The organism is Microbispora hainanensis, from assembly GCF_006874475.1.
GTDB classification, from domain to species: domain Bacteria; phylum Actinomycetota; class Actinomycetes; order Streptosporangiales; family Streptosporangiaceae; genus Microbispora; species Microbispora hainanensis.
Genome location: NZ_VIRM01000004.1, coordinates 174,656 through 193,057 on the forward strand (window position 1 = coordinate 174,656; position 18,402 = coordinate 193,057).

Genomic DNA, 18,402 nt, shown 5'->3' on the forward strand with positions numbered 1-18,402 from the left:
GGATGGCCTTCACCGACCGGCACGGCGGTATGAGCACCGAACCGTACGGCACGCGCAACCTCGGCGGGGCGGTGGGGGACGACCCGGCGGCGGTCGCCGGGAACCGGGCGAAGACGGCCGCGGAGTTCGGGCTCGACCGCGTGGTCTACATGCGCCAGGTCCACGGGACCGACGTCGCCTACGTGGAGGAGCCGTTCGGGGAGGAACCGCCCGCGCTCGACGGGGTGTTCACCGACCTTCCCGGGCTCGGCCTGGCGGTCCTGGTCGCCGACTGCGCGCCCGTGCTGGTGGCCGATCCGGTGGCCGGCCTGGTCGGCGGCGCACACTCCGGGCGGCCGGGCACCGAGGCGGGCGTGGTGCCCGCCCTGGTCGAGGCGATGGCCGCGCGGGGCGCCCGGCCGGAGCGGATGACGGCCGTGATCGGGCCGTCGGCCTGCGGCCTGTGCTACGAGGTGCCGGAAGACCTGTGCGAGCGCGTCGCCGCCCGGGTGCCCGAGACCCGATCGCGGACCCGGCAGGGCACGCCCGCGCTCGACATCCGGGCCGGGATCGCGGCCCAGCTCGCCCGGGCCGGGGTCGCCGACGTCCGGCACGACGACCGCTGCACGATCGAGACGGCCGACCTCTACTCCTACCGCCGTGAGCAGCGCACCGGGCGCTTCGCCGGCTACGTCTGGCTCACCGGCGCCTGAGCCCGCTTCGCGACGGCCGCGGGGGGGCGTCTCAGGCCTGTGCCCGTGGCTCCAGCCCGGCGTACGCCTTCCTGAGCAGCGCGTGCAGGGTCGCCCGCTCGTCCTCGTCCAGCGCGGCCAGCAGGTCGTCGCGCACCTCTCCGGCCTCGCGCAGGGCCGCATCCAGCGTGGCCCGGCCCTCGGGGCTCAAGGCCACCCGGTAACGCCGCCGGTCATCGGGGTCGCGCTCGCGATCCACGAGACCGAGCGGCACGAGCGTGTCCATCACCGCCACGAGGTCGCTGGGGTCGATGCCCAGCCGGGCGCCGAGCTCGCGCTGGGACGCCGGGCCGAAGTCGCGCAGCGCGGCCAGCACGGCCATGTCCCACAGGCCGATGCCGTGCGCGCGGAGCCGGTCGCCCATGCGGCGCCGTCCGGCGATGCCCACCTTCGAGAGCAGGAACGCGGTGATCCCGAGCAGGGACGGGGGAAGTTGCGGCACGTCGCTCACCGGAGCAGGATAGGGCACATCCTATCGTTGGTACCTACCAAGGAATTTTTCATGGACGCTCTCTACCCTCGCGTGCTCGCCTCCCGATTCGCCGAGTGCTTCCGCTTCTACGACGGCCTGCTCACCGCGGTCGCGGGCGTGCACCTCGCCAAGGGCGCGGAGACGGGGCCGTACGTCAACTGGGACCGGGACGACGAGGGGGTGCTGGCCCTGCTCGACCGCGAGATGCTCGCCAAGGTCATCGGCGTGGACCTCGACCGCGGCCATGACGGCACGATGCTGGTCCTGACCGTGAGCGACGTCGACCAGGCCGCCGCCGTGGGGGCCGCCAACGGCGGCCGGATCGTGGCGCCGCCGAGCCCCCGGCCCGAATGGGGGCCGACCTGCCGCACCGCCCACCTGCGCGACCCCGACGGCAACCTGCTGGAGCTCCAGTCCTACTGAGCATCGCCACGCGGCCCGCGCAGCGCGCCCAGGAGGCCGAGGGTTCGTGCGCGCTCGCGCGGGTCTCCGAAGAGGCTCACCACGAGTTCGGTCACGCCCGCCTCCGCATAGGCCCGCACGGCGCGCTCGACCGCCGGCTCGTCCCCGGCCACGACCGTCTCCTCCACCCCCGACTTGCCCTGGCGGTCCAGGATCGCCCGGTAGCTGGGCAGGTTGCCTGCGGGTCCGAGGGACTCCGCGACCCGGCGCCGTACGCCCTCGGGGCCGGCGGTCACACTCATGATCACACTGGCGACGACGTGTGGCCGCGGCCGTCCGGCGGCCGCGGCGGCGCGGGTGACCGCCGGTGTCACATGGCCGGCGATCGTCTCCGGGCCGGTCCAGACGGTCACCGCGCCGTCGGCGAGTTCGCCGGCCATCCGCAGCATGACCGGCCCGAGGGCGGCCAGCAGGACCGGCGGCGGCTCGGCGCCGGGCACCACGACCCGCCCCGCCGCGGTCAGCGTCTCCCCGTGGTAGTCGACCTGCTCGCCCCGCAGCAGCGGCACCAGAGCGGACAGGTATTCGCGGACGTGCCGTGCCGGCCGGTCGTACGACAGGCCGAAGTGTGTCTCGACGAGCGGCCCGTGGCTCGGCCCGATGCCGAGCGTGAAGCGGTTGCCGCTGGCGGCCTGGGCGGTGAGCGCCTGCCCGGCGAGCGCCAGTGGATGTCTCGGGTAGGTCTGGGTCACCGCCGTGCCGACGGCGATCCCGGGCACCTCGCGGGCGGCGAGGGCGGCGAGCTGGACGGCGTCCCACGACAGGACCTGACTGAAGTAGGCGCTGTCGAGGCCGGCCCCGGCCGCCTCGCGCACCTGCCCGATCAGCTCGTCCAGGCCCAGGCCGTTGCCTCCGGCGAGCACTCCGAGTCGCATCGCGCCTCCAAGGTGAATCGGAAATTCCGCTTCCAGGTGCGCACCCTACAATAAGCTGAACCTCGGATTCCGGTTGGGAGAGACCTGTGCGAGCCGACGCCCGGCGCAACCGCGCGCTCATCGTGGACGCGGCCGCCGGCCTGTTCACCGCCAGGGGCCCGGAGGTCTCGATGGAGGAGATCGCGCAGGCGGCCGGCCTCGGGGTGGGCACGCTCTACCGCCACTTCCCGGACCGGCGGGCGCTGCTGGAGGAGATCGCGGCCGGCGCGTTGCGGACCCTGCTGGATGCGGCTCGGGACCATGCCGCCCGCCCGGGGAGCCGGTGGGACGCGCTGCTGGCGTGCGTCCGGCGCGGTGCCGACCTGCCACTGGCCCTGACCAAGTCGCTGTCGGACGGCGCCGAGGCCCATCCGGAGCTGGGTCCGCTCGTCCGCGGCCTCGACGCCATGCTCGAAGACCTGGCCGAGGGAGCCCAGCGGGAGGGTGCCGTCCGCGACGACATCACACCGCGCCAGGTCGTCGGGCTGCTCAGCGTCGCCGTGTGCCGTCCCGGTGCCCGGCCCGACGACGCGCTCACCATCGTCATCCTCGACGGACTCCGCACGCGGGCGGCCTCGCGCGGGGTCCGGACCTGACGACAGACGCCACAGACGGCGGGGGCTCTTGCCGGCGGCTTGCGGCGGTTGCGGAAAGCCTGCGGCAAGGGATGTGCAGGCGGGCGGGCCTATCACTGAGGTGCACGGACCCGGCGGCGACGGCCGGACCGGGACCGCCGACCAGCACCCTCACCCCCGCAGCAGCACAGGAGACTGTCATGAAGCGCACCCTGCTCGGTCTGGCCGCCGCCACGATCTCCGGTCTGGCCGTCACCGCCCCCGTCACGCTCATGGCCGGCCCGGCCTCCGCCGGTGGCGACTTCGGCCCCAGCACCTGCCTGGAGGGCTACGTCTGGCGTGAGGCCCGCACCGGCGACGTCGTCTGCGTGACGCCCGCGACCCGCACGCAGACCAAGGCCGACAACGCCGCAAAGGCCTCCCGCTGGACCTCCGGCCCGTTCGGCCCGCACACCTGCGTGAACGGGTACGTCTGGCGCGAGGCGTTCACCGGCGACGACGTGTGCGTCACCCCCGCCGTCCGCGCGCAGGCCAAGGCCGACAACGCCAAGGCCGCCGACCGCAGGGTCTCGGCCCGGCTGTGGATCAGCCGTTACACCGTGGCGCCCGTCGACAACGGCGACGGCACCGCCACCCGCACCTCGGTCGACGACATCCCGCGCCTCAAGCTCAACGGCGACCACTACAACTTCGGCAAGGTCAGGCTCTACATCCGTTACAACACCGGCAGGCTCTACTGGAGCGGCACGGTGAACGCGAGCGCGCACAGCGGCTACGCCGGCGGCAGCTTCGGCAAGAAGACCGGCGTGTTCGACTGCTCCGGGGGCGGCAAGGCGGCCAACGCCTACGCGCAGGCCCAGGACGTCGTGTCCGGCCGCTGGTCGCCCCGCGTTCCCGTACGCGTCGGCTGCGCCGTCCTGTGACGGACGCCACGGGACGAGGGCACCGACGACGCCGCACGGCAGACGACCACACGGCAGACGACGGCACTGACGACAGCACGGAGGACCGGTCCGGTCGGGCCGGTCCTCCGGCATGTCACGGGGAGTCCCCAACGGAGGTCAGCGGAGCTTTTGAGAGGCCTGGCGTTCCAAGCATCGTGATCGGGGTAGTCGGTGGGCCTGCGGGGACCGCCGGAGGCCCGCCCGCGACCCGGCCTCCGGCGGTCCTCACTTCCTGATCACGTGAGGACTGACATGGGAACCGCGACCCCGGTGCCGGAGACCAGGAGCAGGAGCGACCACGACCTGCCGGCCGACGGCGCGCACGCCGCCATCCGGCGGTGTGGCGGTCGGCACGGCGGCGAGTCCGCCGGCTCCGGCCCCGCCCCGGCCTCGGCGCGGGAGCGGCGGCCGGCCGGGAGCGGCCGATGAACGGGTGGCGCGGGCGGCTCGGCCCCGAGCGCGCGCTGGGCCTGCGGCTGACGGTGGCGACGGCGGCGCTGGCGCTGATCGCAGTGCCGTTCACGGTGCTGCTGGTCTTCGTCAAGACCGCCTTCGGCCCGCTCACCGAGCTCGACCGCGGCGTGGCGTGGCGCCTGCACGCCTACGCGATCGACAACCCGGGCTTCGCCCGGCTGATGCACCTGATCAGCGACGTCTTCGCGCCGCTGACCTGGCGGATCGCGGTCGGCGTCGCGGTCGCCTGGCTGGTCTGGCGCCGCGCCTACCACCTCGCCCTGTGGGCGGCCACCACGATCACGGTCGGCGGCCTGCTCGGTCTCGCTCTGAAGGTGGTCGTCGCGCGGGCCCGGCCCAGCTTGCCCGATCCCGTCGCCGTCGCCCCCGGCGCGTCGTTCCCCTCGGGACACACGGTCAACGCCGTGCTCGGTGCCGGGATCCTGCTGCTGCTCGTCCTGCCCCTCGTACGGAAGCGCGGCCGGGTGCTCGCCTGGACGCTCGCCGTGCTGATTCCGCTGGCGGTCGGCTTCAGCCGCATCGCGCTCGGCGTGCACTGGGTCAGCGACGTGGTGGGCGGGCTGCTGTTCGGCGTGGCCGTGGTGGCCACCACGGCCGCCGCCTTCGAGACCTGGCGCCGCCGCGATGCGGGCCGCCGGCCGGCCCGGCCGTTACGCGAGGGCGTCGGGCCCGAGACGAAGAGGGCGATCTCCCCCTAAGGAGGACGAATTGGACGGTAGTCGTGGCACGGCCCGGAGCGCCCGGACATCCTCGACGCCCGGCCGACGAGCAGCGGCCGCGGAGGCCGCGCGGCGGATCCTGCTGCCGCTCGCGCTCATGGCCCTGGTGACCCTCGGGCTCGGCCTGCTGCTCACGAAGGTCATGGAGCACTCGACGCTCGTCGCGCAGGACGAGGCGGTCAGCCGTGAGATCGCCCAGGAGCGCACGCCGTTCTGGAACGAGGTGACCCACTACGCCTCGATGCTGTCCGACACTCCGGTGATCATCGTGGTCACGGCGATCATGGCGATCCTCTTCCGGATCGCGTACAAGCGGTGGAGGGAGTCGGTCTTCCTGGTGGCCGCCGTCTGCGCCCAGTCGGCGATCTTCCTGCTGGCGACCGTGTTCGCGCAGCGGGCCCGCCCGCACGTGCCGCACCTCGACCCGGCGCCGCCCACGTCCAGTTATCCGTCGGGGCACACCAGTGCCGCCGTGGCGTTCTACTGCGGCGCCGCGGTCGTGCTCACCCTGCACACCCATCGCCACACGATCCTGAACGCGCTGTGGTGGCTGCTCGGCGCGGGCGCGGCCCTGGCGGTCGGCCTGGCCAGGCTCTATCGCGGCATGCACCATCTGACCGACGTGAGCTGGGGCTACGTGCTCGGGATCTTCTGCGTGGTCGTGCTCGCCCAGGCCCTGCTGCTGCGGCCGATCACGGCGCGGCGGGCCGCGCCGGAGAAGCGGGCCGTACGCGGGGCCGCGCTGACCTGACCCGGCTCGTACGGCCACAGGAGGAACAGCGCACCACAGAAGGCACAGGCACATGGGCGGCCACCGGCTCGACGGGGAGCCGGTGGCCGCGTGTGGTCAGGCCGAAACGCCGGTGAGGCGGCAGGCGTCCGCCCAGCGCGCGGGATCGACCACGCTGGGGGCGGTCGCCGTCGCGGGTTCCGCGGCGGTTCCCGCATCCGGCCCGGCGCCCGATCCGGCGTCGGATCCGGCGGTGGTTCCCGCGGCGGGACGCAGCAGCGCCCAGCAGTCGTCGATCGCGTCGGCCAGCAGGTCGCGCAGCAGCGGATCGGGGTCGGGCACGCACGCCTGCGCGATGCCCCGCACCGCGAGCTGCACCGTGTTGGGCGCCGCATACCTGCGGAAGCCCTTGGGCGAGATCCGCACGCCGCGCCCGAAGGTGTAGGCCCAGCGGGCGGCCTCCGGCACCTGGGCCAGCGCATACCTGCTGCGCTCGTCCAGGTAGCCGGCGGGGCGGCCCTCCAGTTCGGCGAGCACGTGCTCGCCCGACAGGATCGAGACCGCCATCGCGAGCTGGCGCTCATGTGCGACGACCGGCAGCGCGGCCCTGGCCGCGCACAGGGCGATCCGCGCGTCGAGGCGCGGATCGTCGCCCGTCAGGCCGATCACCGACGGGATCAGCTCGGCCAGGCGAGGCCGGGCGGCGTCGGAGGTGTGGTCGTTGACGAGGCGGGCGAGCCCGGCGAGCAGCGGGTGTGTGCACGACGGATGGTCGCTCCACCGCTCGCCTGCGAGGTAGGACGCGAACTCCATGAAGCAGGCGCCCTTGCTGGGATTGCGATGCTTTCCACGAGAGAGCATGGGCATCGCTGGAGGCATCTGACCGTGCACGAGCTACTCCACGCTGAATCGCCTGTTGTGTCCCTTTCAGTGTGCGCCCGCCTTCGGACGTTGAGAAGAACTCTTACCGCGACTTGTCCATCGCATGCCGGGACGCGTCAGTGACACGGCGGAGACAAGGAGGAGACAAGGAGGGGAGGAGAGCGCCGGCCCGTGGTCGCCGGGTCGTGGAACCGAGCCGGGAGCCGGCCGGGACCGGGAGACCAGTCGCCGATGCCCCGCCCGCTTATGTCTCGAGTCACGGTGTGCCGAGCGCGCCCCGCGTTACGGCGTCCGATGCACCGCACCGCGGCGTCCGCACAGAAAAGAAGAGGTGGAGACGGGATTTGAACCCGTGTACGCGGCTTTGCAGGCCGCTGCCTCGCCTCTCGGCCACTCCACCAGAGCGAGGCCCATAATCGTGACCTCTCGGAGCGGAAGACGGGATTCGAACCCGCGACCCTCACCTTGGCAAGGTGATGCTCTACCACTGAGCCACTTCCGCGTCCGCCTTGCGGCGACGTGGCTACTGTACCGGGTTTTCGGCAGCGGTGTGTACTCGGAACGGCGCTCCGGTGTCCGGCTCCGAAGGGCGCCGTGGTGCGCGACTCAGAACGGCCGGGCGCTCGGCTTGCGGAACGCGCGGTCGGCTCCCCGCTCGATCGCGGGCAGCGTCAGGAAGATCTCCAGGATCCGCGTGAGCCGGTGCACCTCGTTGCGGTGGAAGTACGGACCCTCGGCCCTGGCGAGCATCAGCGACAGCGCCAGCGGCGGCAGCGGCGCGACGATCACGTGCAGGCCGGACGGCAGCGTGGCGGCCGTCGGCCGGGGCGGGGTCTCCTCCGGGAACGGGATGTCCTCGGGCGCCCGCCAGCTCGCGTACACGGTCATGCGCGGGTCCTTCTCGGTCGCCGCCGCCGCCCAGTCGGCGCTGAACAGCACCGGCATGGAGTCGATCAGCGTGCCGAGCGCGCGGTCGCCCGCCGTGGTGAGGAACTTCAGGATCTCCAGCTCCGGATAGGTGCCGGGCGCCTCCCTGGTGCCCCAGATGCCCTCGATGCTGACCTCGTCCACGCCTTCCAGGGCCCGTACGAGGTCCTCGCGAGGGGCGGCGTCGGGCCAGTAGACGGTGAAATCGTCGAGGGCGCGCCCGTCGCCCCGGTCGAGCACCGTCACCTGCGTGATGTCGGCGCCCGCGGACCCGAGGATCCCGGTCACCTGGCTCAGCGAGCCCGGACGGTCCGGCAAGGCGATTCTCAGCCGCAGCAGCATGACGACCTCCCCCACCGATGGTCCTGGTCAGATTATCCGGGGCAAATCCCTCACGTCCACGATCTTGTACGTCTCACAGTCCGCAGCGGGGAGAATGAACGGGTGAAAGTCGGCGCGCTCGAGGTCTGGCCCCCGGTGGTGCTCGCTCCCATGGCGGGCATCACGAACATCGGTTTCCGGACGTTATGCCGGGAGCAGGGCGGCGGCCTGTTCGTGTCCGAGATGATCACCTCGCGCGCCCTGGTCGAGAGGGTGCCGCTGACGTTCCAGATGATCCGGTTCGGCTCGGACGAGTCCCCGCGCAGCATCCAGCTCTACGGGGTCGATCCGGCCGTCATCGGCAAGGCCGCGCGGATGATCGCCGAGGAGGACCTGGCCGACCACATCGACCTGAACTTCGGCTGCCCCGTGCCCAAGGTCACCCGCAGGGGCGGCGGGTCGGCCCTGCCGTACAAGCGCAACCTGCTGCGCGCCATCCTGCGCGAGGCGGTGACCGGCGCCGGGCCGCTGCCGGTCACGATGAAGATGCGCATGGGCATCGACGAGGACCACCTGACCTACGTCGAAGCGGGCCGGATCGCCGTCGAGGAGGGCCTCGCCGCCGTCGCCCTGCACGCCCGTACGGCCCGCCAGCACTACGGCGGCACCGCGCACTGGGACGCGATCAAGCGGCTGAAGGACGCGGTGCCCGAGATCCCGGTGCTCGGCAACGGCGACATCTGGAGCGCCGACGACGCGCTGCGCATGGTCGCGGAGACCGGCTGCGACGGAGTGGTGATCGGCCGGGGCTGCCTGGGGCGGCCGTGGCTGTTCCGCGACCTCGACCTCGCCTTCCGGGGCTCGGCCGAGCGCGTCCGGCCGAGCCTGGGACAGGTCGGCGCGATGATGCTGCGCCACGCCGAGCTGCTGTGCGAGGTCATCGGCAGCGAGCCGCACGGCCTGGCCGACTTCCGCAAGCACGTCGGCTGGTATCTCAAGGGCTTCGTCGTCGGAGCCGAGACCCGCCGTGCCCTCACCTCGGTCACCCGGCTGCCGGAGATGGCCGAGCGGGTGGCCGAGCTCGACGCGGACCAGCCGTGGCCGGAGGAGGCCGACGGCCCGCGCGGCAAGAGCGGCGAGCGGTCGAAGGTGTCGCTGCCGCACGGCTGGCTCGACGACCCCGACGACATGACGATCCCCGGCGCCGGAGCCGAGGACCCCACCTCCGGCGGCTGACCGCGCCTGTGGCACCCGCGCGTAGGCTCGGGGGCATGGCGAACGCGATCATCACGGCCCGTGGCGTGGGGCTGGACCTGGGCGGTGTGCCCGTGCTGCGCGACGTCGATCTCACCGCCGCTCCGGGGGAGATCGTCGCGGTCATGGGGGAGAACGGCGTCGGGAAGTCGACGCTCCTGCGCTGCCTGGCCGGTCTGCATCCCTCGCCCCGCGGCGAGATCGACGTGTTCGGCGGGCCGCCGGCGGACCTCCCGGGCTTCTGGCGGCGGGTCGTGCAGGCCGGCGACGAGCCCGCCTGGTATCCGGGCCTGAGCGTCCGCGAACACCTTGAGCTGATGAGTGCCGTCCAGCAGGACGCCCGCCTGACGGTCGACGAGGCGCTGGAGACGTTCGAGCTGACCGCCCGGGCCGATCTCGCCCCGTTGTCGCTGTCCACCGGCCAGCGGCAGCGGCTGTCGCTGGCGATGGCGCTGCTCCGGCCGAGCCGCCTGCTCCTGCTCGACGAGCCGGAGCGCGGCCTGGACGCCGGGTTCAGGCAGCGCCTCGCGGGGATCCTGCGCGGTTACGCCGCCGAGGGCGGCACGGTCGTGATGGCCACCCATGACGCGCTGCTGGCGCGGGAGGCGGGAGCCCGTGTGATCACGCTGCGGGCGGCGTCGTGATCCCGGCGACTGCGCGGACACATCCCGCTTTCGCCTACCTCCGCGCCCGCCGGAGGCGGCCGGCGTCCTGGTCGGACCGCTACACGAGCGTCTTCGTCCTGCTCGTCGCCGCCGCGGTGCTCGGCCATCCGGTCGCGGAGGCGCTCGCGGGGCTGGCCCATCGGGCCGATCCCGCGCGGCTCGGCCCCGGGCTCGCGCTGGTCGCCGCGGCCTACGCGGGCTTCCTCGCCCTGGCCCGGGCGCTCGGGCCCGTCGTGCTGCCCGCCGCCGACGCGTCGTGGCTGGTGACGTCGCCGCTGCCCCGCCGGGCCGTGCTCGGCCGTACGGCGCTGCTCCTGCTGGCGGCGGCGGTGCTCGCCGGGGCGGCGCTCGGGCTGACCGCGCTGTGGATGTTCGGAGCCCCCGGCCAACTCGGGGTGCGTCTCGCGGCGGCGCTGGTGCTCGGCGCCGCGGCGGGCGTGGGCGGCATGGCCACGGCGGTGCTCGGCCAGCAGTCCCCGGCGGCGGACGTCCGGCTGCAGCTCCTGATCGGCGGGGCTCTTTCCGTGGCCGTGCTCGCGGCCGTGCTCGGCGCGGGGCCCACCCGCCGGGTGCTCGCCGCCGTCGCCGAGGCGCCCGCGTCCCTGGGCGCGGCGGTCGCCGGCGTCGCCTCCGTCGTGGCCGCCTTTCTCGTACGGCAGGCCTGGGCGGCGCTCGACCGCATCCCCGCCCGCCGGATCCTGGCCTCCTCGACCAGGACGGCGCGGGTGACCTCGGCGGCGACCACCCTGGATCCCGGGATGCTCACCTGGGTCGCGGAGGACGCCCACTGGCGCGGCCGTGCACTGCGCTCGCGTCCCTGGCCCCGCCTCGTGTCGCGGCTCGGCCCGGCGTCCGCGCTGGCCTGGCAGGAGTGGCTGCGGGTGGGCAGGCGGCCGGGCCGCCTGGCGGCGCTGATGGGCGCCGCGGCCCTGCCCGCCGTCTGTGCGAGCGCCACCGGCGGCGGGCTCGGACCGGCCGCCGGGCTGCTGCTGTGCGGGGCGCTGACCGCGGCCGCGATGTGCACCGCAGGGGTCCGGCGCGACGGCGGCGACCCGGCCCTGGCCCGGATGCTGGCCGTGGACGGCAGGGCCGTGATGGCCGCACGGGCGGTGCTGCCCGCGCTGCTGGCCGCCGCCTGGTCGGCGCTCGCCCTGGCGGTGCTCCAGGCCGTGGGCGCGCTGCCGCCGGGGGCCTGGTGGGCGTTCGGTCCTGCGGTCGCCCCCGCGCTCGCCGCGGGCGCGCTGCGGATGGCCCGGCGACGGCCCGTCGACCACTCCATGCCGGTCATCGACACCCCGGGCGGCGCGGTGCCGACGGGACCGCTGTTCTGGGCGTTGACCGGCGTTGACCTCGCGCTGGTCGGGTCGCTGCCCACGCTGGCCGCCCTGGCGTCGCGACCCGCCTCGGTAGCGCCGTACCTCGCGGTCCAGGCCGTCGCCGGGGCCGCGGTGCTCGCCGCCTACATCCTGCGGACGGGCAGCGGCAACCGCCCGTGAACGCGGGCCCGGATCATCCCCGGGCCCGCCGCACCGGCTGCCACGCCGCCGGGTGGTCCCCGCCGCGGTCGCAGACGCAGCAGCGGTCGAAGCGGAACGGCCGGTCGCCCGACTCCTGCCAGATCCCGGCGCTGTAGGGGTCGCTCGACGCCGGGTTCACCAACCTGGCGATCACGAGGGCCACGACCGCCCTGGCGCACAGTCATGCCTCCCCGCGCGCCCGCTCGCCGCGCCCACGGCTGTTCCTGGTGGAGCCGCTGTGACACGAACACATGCTTGCCGGTGTGCAGCGCCTCCGCGACGTGCCGGGAGGAAGGGCCGCCGTCGGCGCCGTCCACGACGTACAGGCAGTCGGCCAGTCCGCAGGTCACGACGCGCGCGCGGTCCGCGGCGCGGCCGCCGGGAGCGGTGCCGGGCCAGCAGGAGGAGACGACCGCGCCGCGCTCGGCTATCCGCTCGGCCACACTGGCGTACTCCCCGAGGGCTGCCAGGTCGCCGACGCCGCCCTCGGGGACGCACACGGTCCGCCCGCCGGCGGCCAGCGCGGCCCGGTGGACGGCGGCGTCCACGGGGGTGCGGAGGGGGGCGACGACGACCAGCCCGGCCTCGGCTAGGGCCCGCGCCGCGGCGGTGGCGTGGCCGGCGGCGTGGCCGGCGATCACGGTGACGGCCCGATGGTCTCCGGGCCGGAACCCGCCGCGCACCCAGAGGAACGGCGGCCGGTCGTACGCCCAGAGCAGGTTGCCGGGGTAGACGGCGTCGAGCACGGTGACGAGGTGGACCCCCTCGGCTCGCATGGCGGCGATGAGCTCACGCCCCCACGCGAGGTCGGCGGGCCCGACGCGGGCGGCGAGGGCGGCGGCGTGCGCCCGGTCGTCCTCGTCCCGGCTCGCGCACGCGCCGTCGAGCAGCTTCAGCGCGCTGCCGGCGTCGAGGATGACGCGTGCGGTGTGGAACCAGGGCGCGCCGTGCGTGGCCCTGGTGAGGGCGAGGACGCCCGCCTGCTCCTGGATCGTGGTCATGCTCATCACCAACTCGGATGTGCTTCCGGCGAGAACGTACGCTCCGGCACCGACATTCGCGGACGGGGATCGTGGTGGTGCGGTGGCCATCGTGCCGAGCCCGGCGCCGCGGCGCTTGGCGTTCCCGCGAACGGGCCATGCCCGATCGGGCTTTGACAGCCGGAGCCCGCCTCTGCGGACGGCCGGGCAGGAGTGCGCGACCCGCTTCGAACGGCCCGGCCTGCGCGTAGGAGTGGGACTACGGACTGTGACCCGACTGTGATCTCGATGATGACTACGCGAAGTCAACTTCGGCGTACCTTGCCGTCAAGGCGTTGCCGCACCGCAGGGGAGGGGCGTGACCGAGACCCGGGCCGAGACGTCGGCGGAGGACCTCGTCGCCGAGTTCGACGCGGAGCGTCCCGCCCGGCGCCTGTCCGGCCGCACGGCGGCGCTCGTGACGATCGTCGCGCTGGCCCTGTCGCTCTACGCGCTCTACCAGACCTTCCGGCCGGGGGCGGTCCTGCCCTACCGGATGGCGTTCCTGGCGGTGGTGCTGCCGCTGGCCTTCGTCTGCTACAAGGCGCGGCGCGGGGGCAGAGACCGCCCGGGCGCCATCGACTGGGTGCTCGCCGCGTTGTCCCTGGCCGTCTGCCTGTATCCGATCGTCGTCTTCGACGACCTCATCCGCCGGGCGTACGCGCCGACGGCGCTCGACGTGGCGGCGGGCGCGCTGCTCACGCTGCTGCTCTTCGAGGCGTGCCGGCGGACCGTGGGGTGGATCCTCCCCGTCGTGTGCGTGGTCTTCTTCGCGTACGCCTACTACGGCGGCTACCTGCCCGCCGACTGGGCGCTCGGACACCGGGGCTACGACCTGGACCGGATCGTGGCGGCCTTCACGATGGGCACCGAGGGCGTGTACGGCGTGCCCCTCGACGTCGCGGCGACCTACATCATCCTGTTCACGATCTATGGCGCGGTGCTCGACGTCTCCGGGGCGGGACGGTTCTTCGTCGACGTCTCCTTCGCCGCGTTCCGCCGCTCGCGCTCCGCGCCGGGGCGCACGGTCACGCTCGCGGGGTTCCTGCTCGGCACGGTGAGCGGCTCCGGCGTGGCGACGACGGTGAGCGTGGGCAGCGTGGCCTGGCCCATCCTGCGCAGGGCCGGCTATCCGCGCGAGCAGGCCGGGGGAGTGCTCGCGGCGGCCGGCATCGGCGCGATCCTCTCCCCTCCCACGCTGGGCGCGGCGGCGTTCATCATCGCCGAATACCTGCGCGTGAGCTACCTGACCGTGCTCGTCTACGCCACGATCCCGACCGTCCTCTACTACCTGGGCGTCTTCCTCGCGATCGAGATGGACGCCCGCAGGTACGGCACGCGGGCGGTGCCGGTGGACACGGGCGGCCCCTGGCCGTTGATCAGGCGCTTCGGCTACCACTTCAGCTCGCTGTTCGTGATCATCATCCTGATGGCCTTCGGCCAGTCGCCGTTCCGCGCGGTCGTGTACGCCACGCTGCTGGCCTTCGCGCTCTCGTTCCTCGACCGGGAGCACCGGCTCACCCCGCGCCGTGCCGTACGGGCCCTGGCGGCGGGCGCCACCGGCGTGCTGCCCGTCGCGGTCACCTGCGCGGCGGCGGGCACGATCGTCGGCGTGGTCACGCTCACCGGGCTCGGGCTCAAGGCCGGATCGCTGATCGTCGGCCTGTCCGGGGGGAACCTGGCGGCCACCGCCGTGGCCTGCGCGCTGGCCGTGCTTCTGCTCGGGCTGGCCGTGCCGGTCACGGCGTCGTTCGTCATCGCCGCCGTGATCATCGGCCCCGCGCTGCTGAACCTCGGCGTCACCCCGGCCGAGGCGTACATGTTCATCTTCTATTACGCCGTGCTGTCCGAGGTGAGCCCGCCGACCGCGCTGTCGGCCTTCGCCGCCTCGGCGATCACGGGCGGCAACGCGCACCGCACGATGTGGGCCACCTGGAAGTACACGCTTCCGGCGTTCCTCGTGCCGTTCGCTTTCGTGCTCACGCCGTCCGGCGCCGGCCTGCTGGCCCAGGGCCCGATCGGCGAGGTCCTGCTCGCCGCGGCCGTGTCCGCGCTGGCCGTGGCCGTCCTCGCGGCGGCCACCGGAGGCTGGATCATCGGCCCCGCCGGTCCGGCCGAGAGGGGTTTGTGCGCGCTCGCGGCGGTCCTGCTGCTCGTCCTGTCGCCCTGGCCCGTGCTGGCCGGGCTGGGCGTCGCGGCCCTGGCGCTCGCCGTCCACTTCGTCCGCAGACACAGGGAGGCCCTTCCGTGAGGTTCAGGCTTGTGACGGCGCTGGCCGTCACCACTGCACTGCTGGCCGCCGGTTGCGGCGGCGACCGGTCGGCCGCGAACGGCGGCACGGGCGGCGGGACCCGTCTGTCGATCGCCACCGGCAACACCACCGGCGTCTACTACGTGCTGGGCGGCGGGCTCGCCGAGCTGATCGACAAGCACCTGCCGGGCCACCGGGCGACCGCGGAGGCCACCGGCGCCTCGGTCGAGAACATCCAGCGGGTGGTCAGGGGGCAGTCCGACGTCGCCTTCACGCTCGCGGACACGGCGGCCGACGCGGTCAAGGGCACCGGCGCCTTCACCTCGCCGCAGCCGATCCGCGCGCTCGCCCGGCTGTACGCCAACTACACGCACGTGATCGCGCGGGCCGACGCCGGGATCACCTCCGTCGCCGGACTGCGCGGCAGGCGCGTGTCCACGGGCTCGCCCAACTCGGGAACGGAGGTGATCGCGCAGCGGCTGCTCGCCGCCGCCGGGCTCGATCCCGACAAGGACGTGAAACGTCAGGCGCTGTCGCTGCCGGAGACCGTGCAGGGGATCAAGGACGGCACCCTCGACGCGCTCGTGTGGTCGGGCGGGCTGCCCACTTCGGGCATCACCGACCTGGTGACGAGCATGGGCGACGAGGTGACCTTCGTGCCGCTGGACGACGTGCTGCCCGCCGTGCAGGCCGCGCACGGCCCCGTCTACGCGGCGGGCGTGCTCCCCAAGGCGGCGTACGGCACCGCGTCCGACGTGCCGACCATCGTCGTGCCGAACCTCCTCGTGGTGAACACCGCGATGGACGCCAAGCTCGCGGAGGACCTCACCCGGCTGCTCTTCGACCACAAGGCCGACCTGGAGAAGGTGCACGCGTCGGCCAAGGAGATCACCCTGGCCGACGCGCCGAAGACCGACCCCGTGCCGCTCCACGAGGGCGCCCGGAAGTTCTACGGCTGACCGGGCCCGATCCGGAGGCGGGCCCGATGCGGAGAAGGGCGCGGCTCACAGGCGGGTGAGGCCGGTGACGTGGAGCACGGCGTGGCCCTCCTCGTCGGAGGCGGCCAGGTCGACCTCGGCGCCGATGCCCCAGTCGTGGTTGCCGGCCGGGTCGTCGATGATCTGACGCACCCGCCACAGCTCCTTCTCCTCCTCGATGAGCAGGAGGGCCGGGCCGCGGGCGGCGGGGCCGGTGAGGATCTCGTCGTGCTCCTCGTAGTAGGCGTCGAGGCCCGCGCCCCAGTCGACGTCCGGGTAGAGCTCGACCAGCTCCTCCTCGCGGTCGAGCGCGGCGAGCTCCACCAGCCGGAACATCGCGTTGCGGACCAGCACCCGGAAGGCGCGGGCGTTGGCGGTGACCGGGCGGGTCTTGGTCTCCAGCTCCTCCCCGGCCGCCAACGCCTCGGCCGGGTTGGCCAGCTTCTCCCACTCGTCGATCAGGCTGGAGTCGACCTGGCGCACCAGCTCGCCGAGCCATTCGATGAGGTCCACCAGGTCGTCGGTCTTCAGGTGCTCGGGCACCGTCTTCGACAGCGTCCGGTAGGCGTCGGCCAGGTAGCGCAGCACCGTGCCCTCCGAGCGGGCCAGCTCGTAGAACTGGATGTACTCGGTGAAGGTCATGGCCCGCTCGTACATGTCGCGCACGATCGTCTTCGGGCTGACGACGTGGTCGCCGACCCACGGGTGGCCGCGCCGGTAGGTCTCGTACGCGCCGAAGAGCAGGTCGGCCAGCGGCATCGGATGGGTGATCTCGGCGAGGCGCTCCATCCGCTCCTCATACTCGATGCCGTCGGCCTTCATCTGGGCGACCGCCTCGGCCCTGGCCTTGTTGAGCTGGGCGTGCAGGATCTGCCGGGGGTCGTCGAGCGTGGACTCGACGATCGAGACCATGTCGAGCGCGTACGTCGGGGAGGCGCGGTCGAGCAGCTCGAAGGAGGCCAGCGCGAAGGTGGACAGCGCCTGGTTGAGCGCGAAGTCCTCCTGCAGGTCGACGGTGAGCCGGGCCATCCGGCCGTGCTCGTCGGGCTCGGCGAGCTTCTCCACGATGCCGCCGGCCAGCAGCGAGCGGTAGATCGCGATGGCGTGGCTGATGTGGCGGCGCTGCGCCTTGCGGTCCTCGTGGTTGTCGGTGAGCAGCCGCTTCATCGCCTGGAAGCAGTCGCCGGGCCGGTTGATGATCGACAGCAGCATGGCGTTGCTGACCTTGAAACGGGAGGTGAGCTGCTCCGGCTCGGCCGTCTGGAGCTTCTCGAACGTGTCCTCGCTCCAGCCGACGAACCCCTCCGGGGGCTTCTTGCGCGCGTAGCCGCGGCGCCGCTTGGGGTCGTCGCCGATCTTCGCCAGCGCCCGCTCGTTCTCGATCACGTGGTCGGGCGCCTGGCAGACGACGTATCCGACCGTGTCGAAACCGGCCCGGCCGGCCCGCCCGGCGATCTGGTGGAACTCCCGCGCCCGCAGCCGCCGCACCTTGGTGCCGTCGAACTTCGACAGCGCCGTGAACAGCACGGTGCGGATCGGGACGTTGACCCCCACGCCGAGCGTGTCGGTGCCGCAGATGACCTTCAGCAGGCCCGCCTGGGCCAGCCGCTCCACCAGCCGGCGATATTTCGGCAGCATGCCCGCGTGGTGCACGCCGATGCCGTGCCGTACGAGCCGCGACAGGGCCCGGCCGAAGCGGGTGGTGAAGCGGAAGTTGCCGATGAGGGCGGCGATGGCCTCCTTCTCGGCCTTGGTGCACATGTTGATGCTCATGAGCGCCTGGGCCCGCTCCATCGCCGCGGCCTGGGTGAAGTGCACGACGTAGACCGGGGCCTGCTGGGTGGACAGCAGCTCCTCCAGCGTCTCGTGCAGGGGAGTGGTCCGATAGGAGTAGATCAGCGGCACCGGGCGCTCGGCGTGCTTGACCACGCTGGTGGGGCGGCCCGTGCGGCGGGTGAGGTCGGTCTGGAAGCGCTCGACGTCGCCGAGCGTGGCCGACATCAGCACGAACTGCGCCTGCGGCAGCTCCAGCAGCGGCACCTGCCAGGCCCAGCCGCGGTCGGGCTCGGCGTAGAAGTGGAACTCGTCCATGATGACGGTGCCGACGTCGGCGTCCGCGCCGTCGCGCAGCGCGATCTGGGCGAGGATCTCGGCGGTGCAGCAGATGACGGGCGCGTCGGCGTTCACGGTGGCGTCGCCGGTCATCATGCCGACGTTCTCCGTGCCGAACAGCGCGCACAGGTCGAAGAACTTCTCCGACACCAGGGCCTTGATCGGCGCGGTGTAGAAGCTGATCTCGTCGCGGGCCAGCGCCGCGAAGTGCGCCCCGGCGGCGACGAGGCTCTTGCCCGAGCCCGTGGGCGTGGACACGATCACGTTGTTGCCGGAGACGACCTCGATCAGCGCCTCCTCCTGTGCCGGGTAGAGCGTGAGCCCCCGATCGGCGTTCCAGGACGCGAACGCGTCAAACAGCGCGTCCGGGTCGGCTCCGGCTTCTGGGCCGGACGGAAGACGGCGGAGGAGGCTCATGCTTTCGCTCACGCCTCTTATCCTGCCCAAGACGCATGA

18 protein-coding genes and 2 tRNA genes are annotated in these 18,402 nt (G+C 73.3%); 12 read left to right on the forward strand and 8 right to left on the reverse strand.

Going from position 1 to position 18,402, the window contains the following annotated elements:
• The first annotated feature begins 2 nt into the window (after window positions 1-2).
• Window positions 3-692: a peptidoglycan editing factor PgeF gene (gene pgeF / locus FLX08_RS05055; RefSeq protein WP_142617100.1), complete on the forward strand. Its 690-nt coding sequence runs from the start codon at window positions 3-5 to the stop codon at window positions 690-692.
• 31 nt (window positions 693-723) lie between these two features.
• On the opposite strand, the gene FLX08_RS05060 is transcribed toward pgeF, so the two are convergent.
• Window positions 724-1,182 (reverse strand): MarR family winged helix-turn-helix transcriptional regulator, encoded by a 459-nt coding sequence (locus tag FLX08_RS05060; RefSeq protein WP_208761266.1) that lies wholly within the window; start codon window positions 1,180-1,182, stop codon window positions 724-726.
• 51 nt (window positions 1,183-1,233) lie between these two features.
• Between FLX08_RS05060 and FLX08_RS05065 the strand changes: the two genes are divergently transcribed.
• On the forward strand, window positions 1,234-1,626 hold the full coding sequence (locus FLX08_RS05065) for a VOC family protein (RefSeq protein WP_142617009.1): 393 nt from the start codon (window positions 1,234-1,236) through the stop codon (window positions 1,624-1,626).
• Here the strand turns inward: FLX08_RS05065 and FLX08_RS05070 are convergent.
• Window positions 1,620-2,540, reverse strand: a complete 921-nt coding sequence (locus tag FLX08_RS05070; RefSeq protein ID WP_142617010.1) for a TIGR03564 family F420-dependent LLM class oxidoreductase — start codon at window positions 2,538-2,540, stop codon at window positions 1,620-1,622. The two genes, FLX08_RS05065 and FLX08_RS05070, sit on opposite strands and share 7 nt — an antisense overlap.
• A gap of 86 nt (window positions 2,541-2,626) precedes the next feature.
• Here FLX08_RS05070 and FLX08_RS05075 point away from each other — a divergent pair, with 86 nt between their 5' ends.
• The 5 genes from FLX08_RS05075 (at window position 2,627) to FLX08_RS05090 (ending at window position 6,042) form a co-directional block, all read left to right on the forward strand.
• Entirely contained in the window at window positions 2,627-3,175 is a 549-nt protein-coding gene (locus FLX08_RS05075) for a TetR/AcrR family transcriptional regulator (RefSeq protein ID WP_142617011.1), read from the forward strand.
• 179 nt (window positions 3,176-3,354) lie between these two features.
• Window positions 3,355-4,077 (forward strand): hypothetical protein, encoded by a 723-nt coding sequence (locus tag FLX08_RS05080; protein ID WP_142617012.1) that lies wholly within the window; start codon window positions 3,355-3,357, stop codon window positions 4,075-4,077.
• 273 nt (window positions 4,078-4,350) lie between these two features.
• Complete coding sequence (locus FLX08_RS40410) at window positions 4,351-4,527, forward strand: hypothetical protein (protein WP_167530277.1); 177 nt, start codon at window positions 4,351-4,353, stop codon at window positions 4,525-4,527.
• Complete coding sequence (locus FLX08_RS05085; protein WP_142617013.1) at window positions 4,524-5,270, forward strand: phosphatase PAP2 family protein; 747 nt, start codon at window positions 4,524-4,526, stop codon at window positions 5,268-5,270. The genes FLX08_RS40410 and FLX08_RS05085 overlap by 4 nt, the downstream gene beginning before the upstream one ends.
• Window positions 5,271-5,280: 10 nt before the next feature.
• Window positions 5,281-6,042 carry a phosphatase PAP2 family protein gene (locus FLX08_RS05090; protein ID WP_167530278.1) on the forward strand — a complete coding sequence of 254 codons (762 nt, stop codon included), beginning with the start codon at window positions 5,281-5,283 and terminating at the stop codon, window positions 6,040-6,042.
• A gap of 96 nt (window positions 6,043-6,138) precedes the next feature.
• Here the strand turns inward: FLX08_RS05090 and FLX08_RS05095 are convergent, their stop codons facing one another.
• The 4 genes from FLX08_RS05095 to FLX08_RS05110 all read right to left on the reverse strand — a co-directional run bounded on the left by FLX08_RS05095 (window position 6,139) and on the right by FLX08_RS05110 (window position 8,187).
• Window positions 6,139-6,882 (reverse strand): hypothetical protein, encoded by a 744-nt coding sequence (locus FLX08_RS05095; RefSeq protein WP_244312423.1) that lies wholly within the window; start codon window positions 6,880-6,882, stop codon window positions 6,139-6,141.
• 350 nt (window positions 6,883-7,232) lie between these two features.
• A tRNA-Cys gene (locus FLX08_RS05100) sits at window positions 7,233-7,303 on the reverse strand.
• Window positions 7,304-7,333: 30 nt separating this feature from the next.
• Window positions 7,334-7,405, reverse strand: a tRNA-Gly gene (locus FLX08_RS05105).
• 104 nt (window positions 7,406-7,509) lie between these two features.
• Window positions 7,510-8,187, reverse strand: a complete 678-nt coding sequence (locus FLX08_RS05110; RefSeq protein ID WP_142617015.1) for an ACT domain-containing protein — start codon at window positions 8,185-8,187, stop codon at window positions 7,510-7,512.
• Window positions 8,188-8,274: 87 nt separating this feature from the next.
• On the opposite strand from FLX08_RS05110, the gene dusB reads away from it, so the two are divergent.
• From dusB to FLX08_RS05125, 3 genes are read left to right on the forward strand one after another with little or no spacing between them, the layout of a single operon-like run.
• Window positions 8,275-9,387 carry a tRNA dihydrouridine synthase DusB gene (gene dusB / locus FLX08_RS05115; RefSeq protein ID WP_244312424.1) on the forward strand — a complete coding sequence of 371 codons (1,113 nt, stop codon included), beginning with the start codon at window positions 8,275-8,277 and terminating at the stop codon, window positions 9,385-9,387.
• Window positions 9,388-9,422: 35 nt separating this feature from the next.
• The gene (ccmA, locus tag FLX08_RS05120; protein ID WP_142617016.1) at window positions 9,423-10,049 is read left to right on the forward strand and encodes a heme ABC exporter ATP-binding protein CcmA; all 627 of its coding nucleotides are present in this window, start codon (window positions 9,423-9,425) and stop codon (window positions 10,047-10,049) included.
• Complete coding sequence (locus FLX08_RS05125; RefSeq protein ID WP_244312425.1) at window positions 10,046-11,566, forward strand: DUF6297 family protein; 1,521 nt, start codon at window positions 10,046-10,048, stop codon at window positions 11,564-11,566. The genes ccmA and FLX08_RS05125 overlap by 4 nt, the downstream gene beginning before the upstream one ends.
• Here the strand turns inward: FLX08_RS05125 and FLX08_RS05130 are convergent.
• A complete protein-coding gene (locus FLX08_RS05130) occupies window positions 11,530-12,588 on the reverse strand; it encodes a DNA-processing protein DprA (RefSeq protein ID WP_167530279.1) in 1,059 nt (352 codons plus the stop codon). The genes FLX08_RS05125 and FLX08_RS05130 overlap by 37 nt on opposite strands.
• Window positions 12,589-12,925: 337 nt before the next feature.
• Here FLX08_RS05130 and FLX08_RS05135 point away from each other — a divergent pair, with 337 nt between their 5' ends.
• Together FLX08_RS05135 and FLX08_RS05140 are read left to right on the forward strand one after the other, a co-directional pair.
• Entirely contained in the window at window positions 12,926-14,857 is a 1,932-nt protein-coding gene (locus FLX08_RS05135) for a TRAP transporter permease (RefSeq protein ID WP_142617018.1), read from the forward strand.
• The gene (locus FLX08_RS05140; protein WP_208761267.1) at window positions 14,854-15,816 is read left to right on the forward strand and encodes a TAXI family TRAP transporter solute-binding subunit; all 963 of its coding nucleotides are present in this window, start codon (window positions 14,854-14,856) and stop codon (window positions 15,814-15,816) included. The genes FLX08_RS05135 and FLX08_RS05140 overlap by 4 nt, the downstream gene beginning before the upstream one ends.
• Window positions 15,817-15,861: 45 nt before the next feature.
• Here FLX08_RS05140 and FLX08_RS05145 read toward each other — a convergent pair whose 3' ends face one another.
• Complete coding sequence (locus FLX08_RS05145; RefSeq protein WP_142617106.1) at window positions 15,862-18,363, reverse strand: DEAD/DEAH box helicase; 2,502 nt, start codon at window positions 18,361-18,363, stop codon at window positions 15,862-15,864.
• Between the last annotated feature and the right edge of the window lie 39 nt (window positions 18,364-18,402).

Bases quoted from the DNA above. Each gene is read 5' to 3' on its own strand.
- pgeF (WP_142617100.1), top strand. From the start codon at position 3: ATGGCCTTCACCGACCGGCACGGCGGTATGAGCACCGAACCGTACGGC.
- FLX08_RS05065 (WP_142617009.1), top strand. From the start codon at position 1,234: ATGGACGCTCTCTACCCTCGCGTGCTCGCCTCCCGATTCGCCGAGTGC.
- FLX08_RS05070 (WP_142617010.1), bottom strand. From the start codon at position 2,540: ATGCGACTCGGAGTGCTCGCCGGAGGCAACGGCCTGGGCCTGGACGAG.
- FLX08_RS05080 (WP_142617012.1), top strand. From the start codon at position 3,355: ATGAAGCGCACCCTGCTCGGTCTGGCCGCCGCCACGATCTCCGGTCTG.
- FLX08_RS40410 (WP_167530277.1), top strand. From the start codon at position 4,351: ATGGGAACCGCGACCCCGGTGCCGGAGACCAGGAGCAGGAGCGACCAC.
- FLX08_RS05085 (WP_142617013.1), top strand. From the start codon at position 4,524: ATGAACGGGTGGCGCGGGCGGCTCGGCCCCGAGCGCGCGCTGGGCCTG.
- FLX08_RS05095 (WP_244312423.1), bottom strand. From the start codon at position 6,882: ATGCTCTCTCGTGGAAAGCATCGCAATCCCAGCAAGGGCGCCTGCTTC.
- ccmA (WP_142617016.1), top strand. From the start codon at position 9,423: ATGGCGAACGCGATCATCACGGCCCGTGGCGTGGGGCTGGACCTGGGC.
- FLX08_RS05130 (WP_167530279.1), bottom strand. From the start codon at position 12,588: ATGACCACGATCCAGGAGCAGGCGGGCGTCCTCGCCCTCACCAGGGCC.
- FLX08_RS05145 (WP_142617106.1), bottom strand. From the start codon at position 18,363: ATGAGCCTCCTCCGCCGTCTTCCGTCCGGCCCAGAAGCCGGAGCCGAC.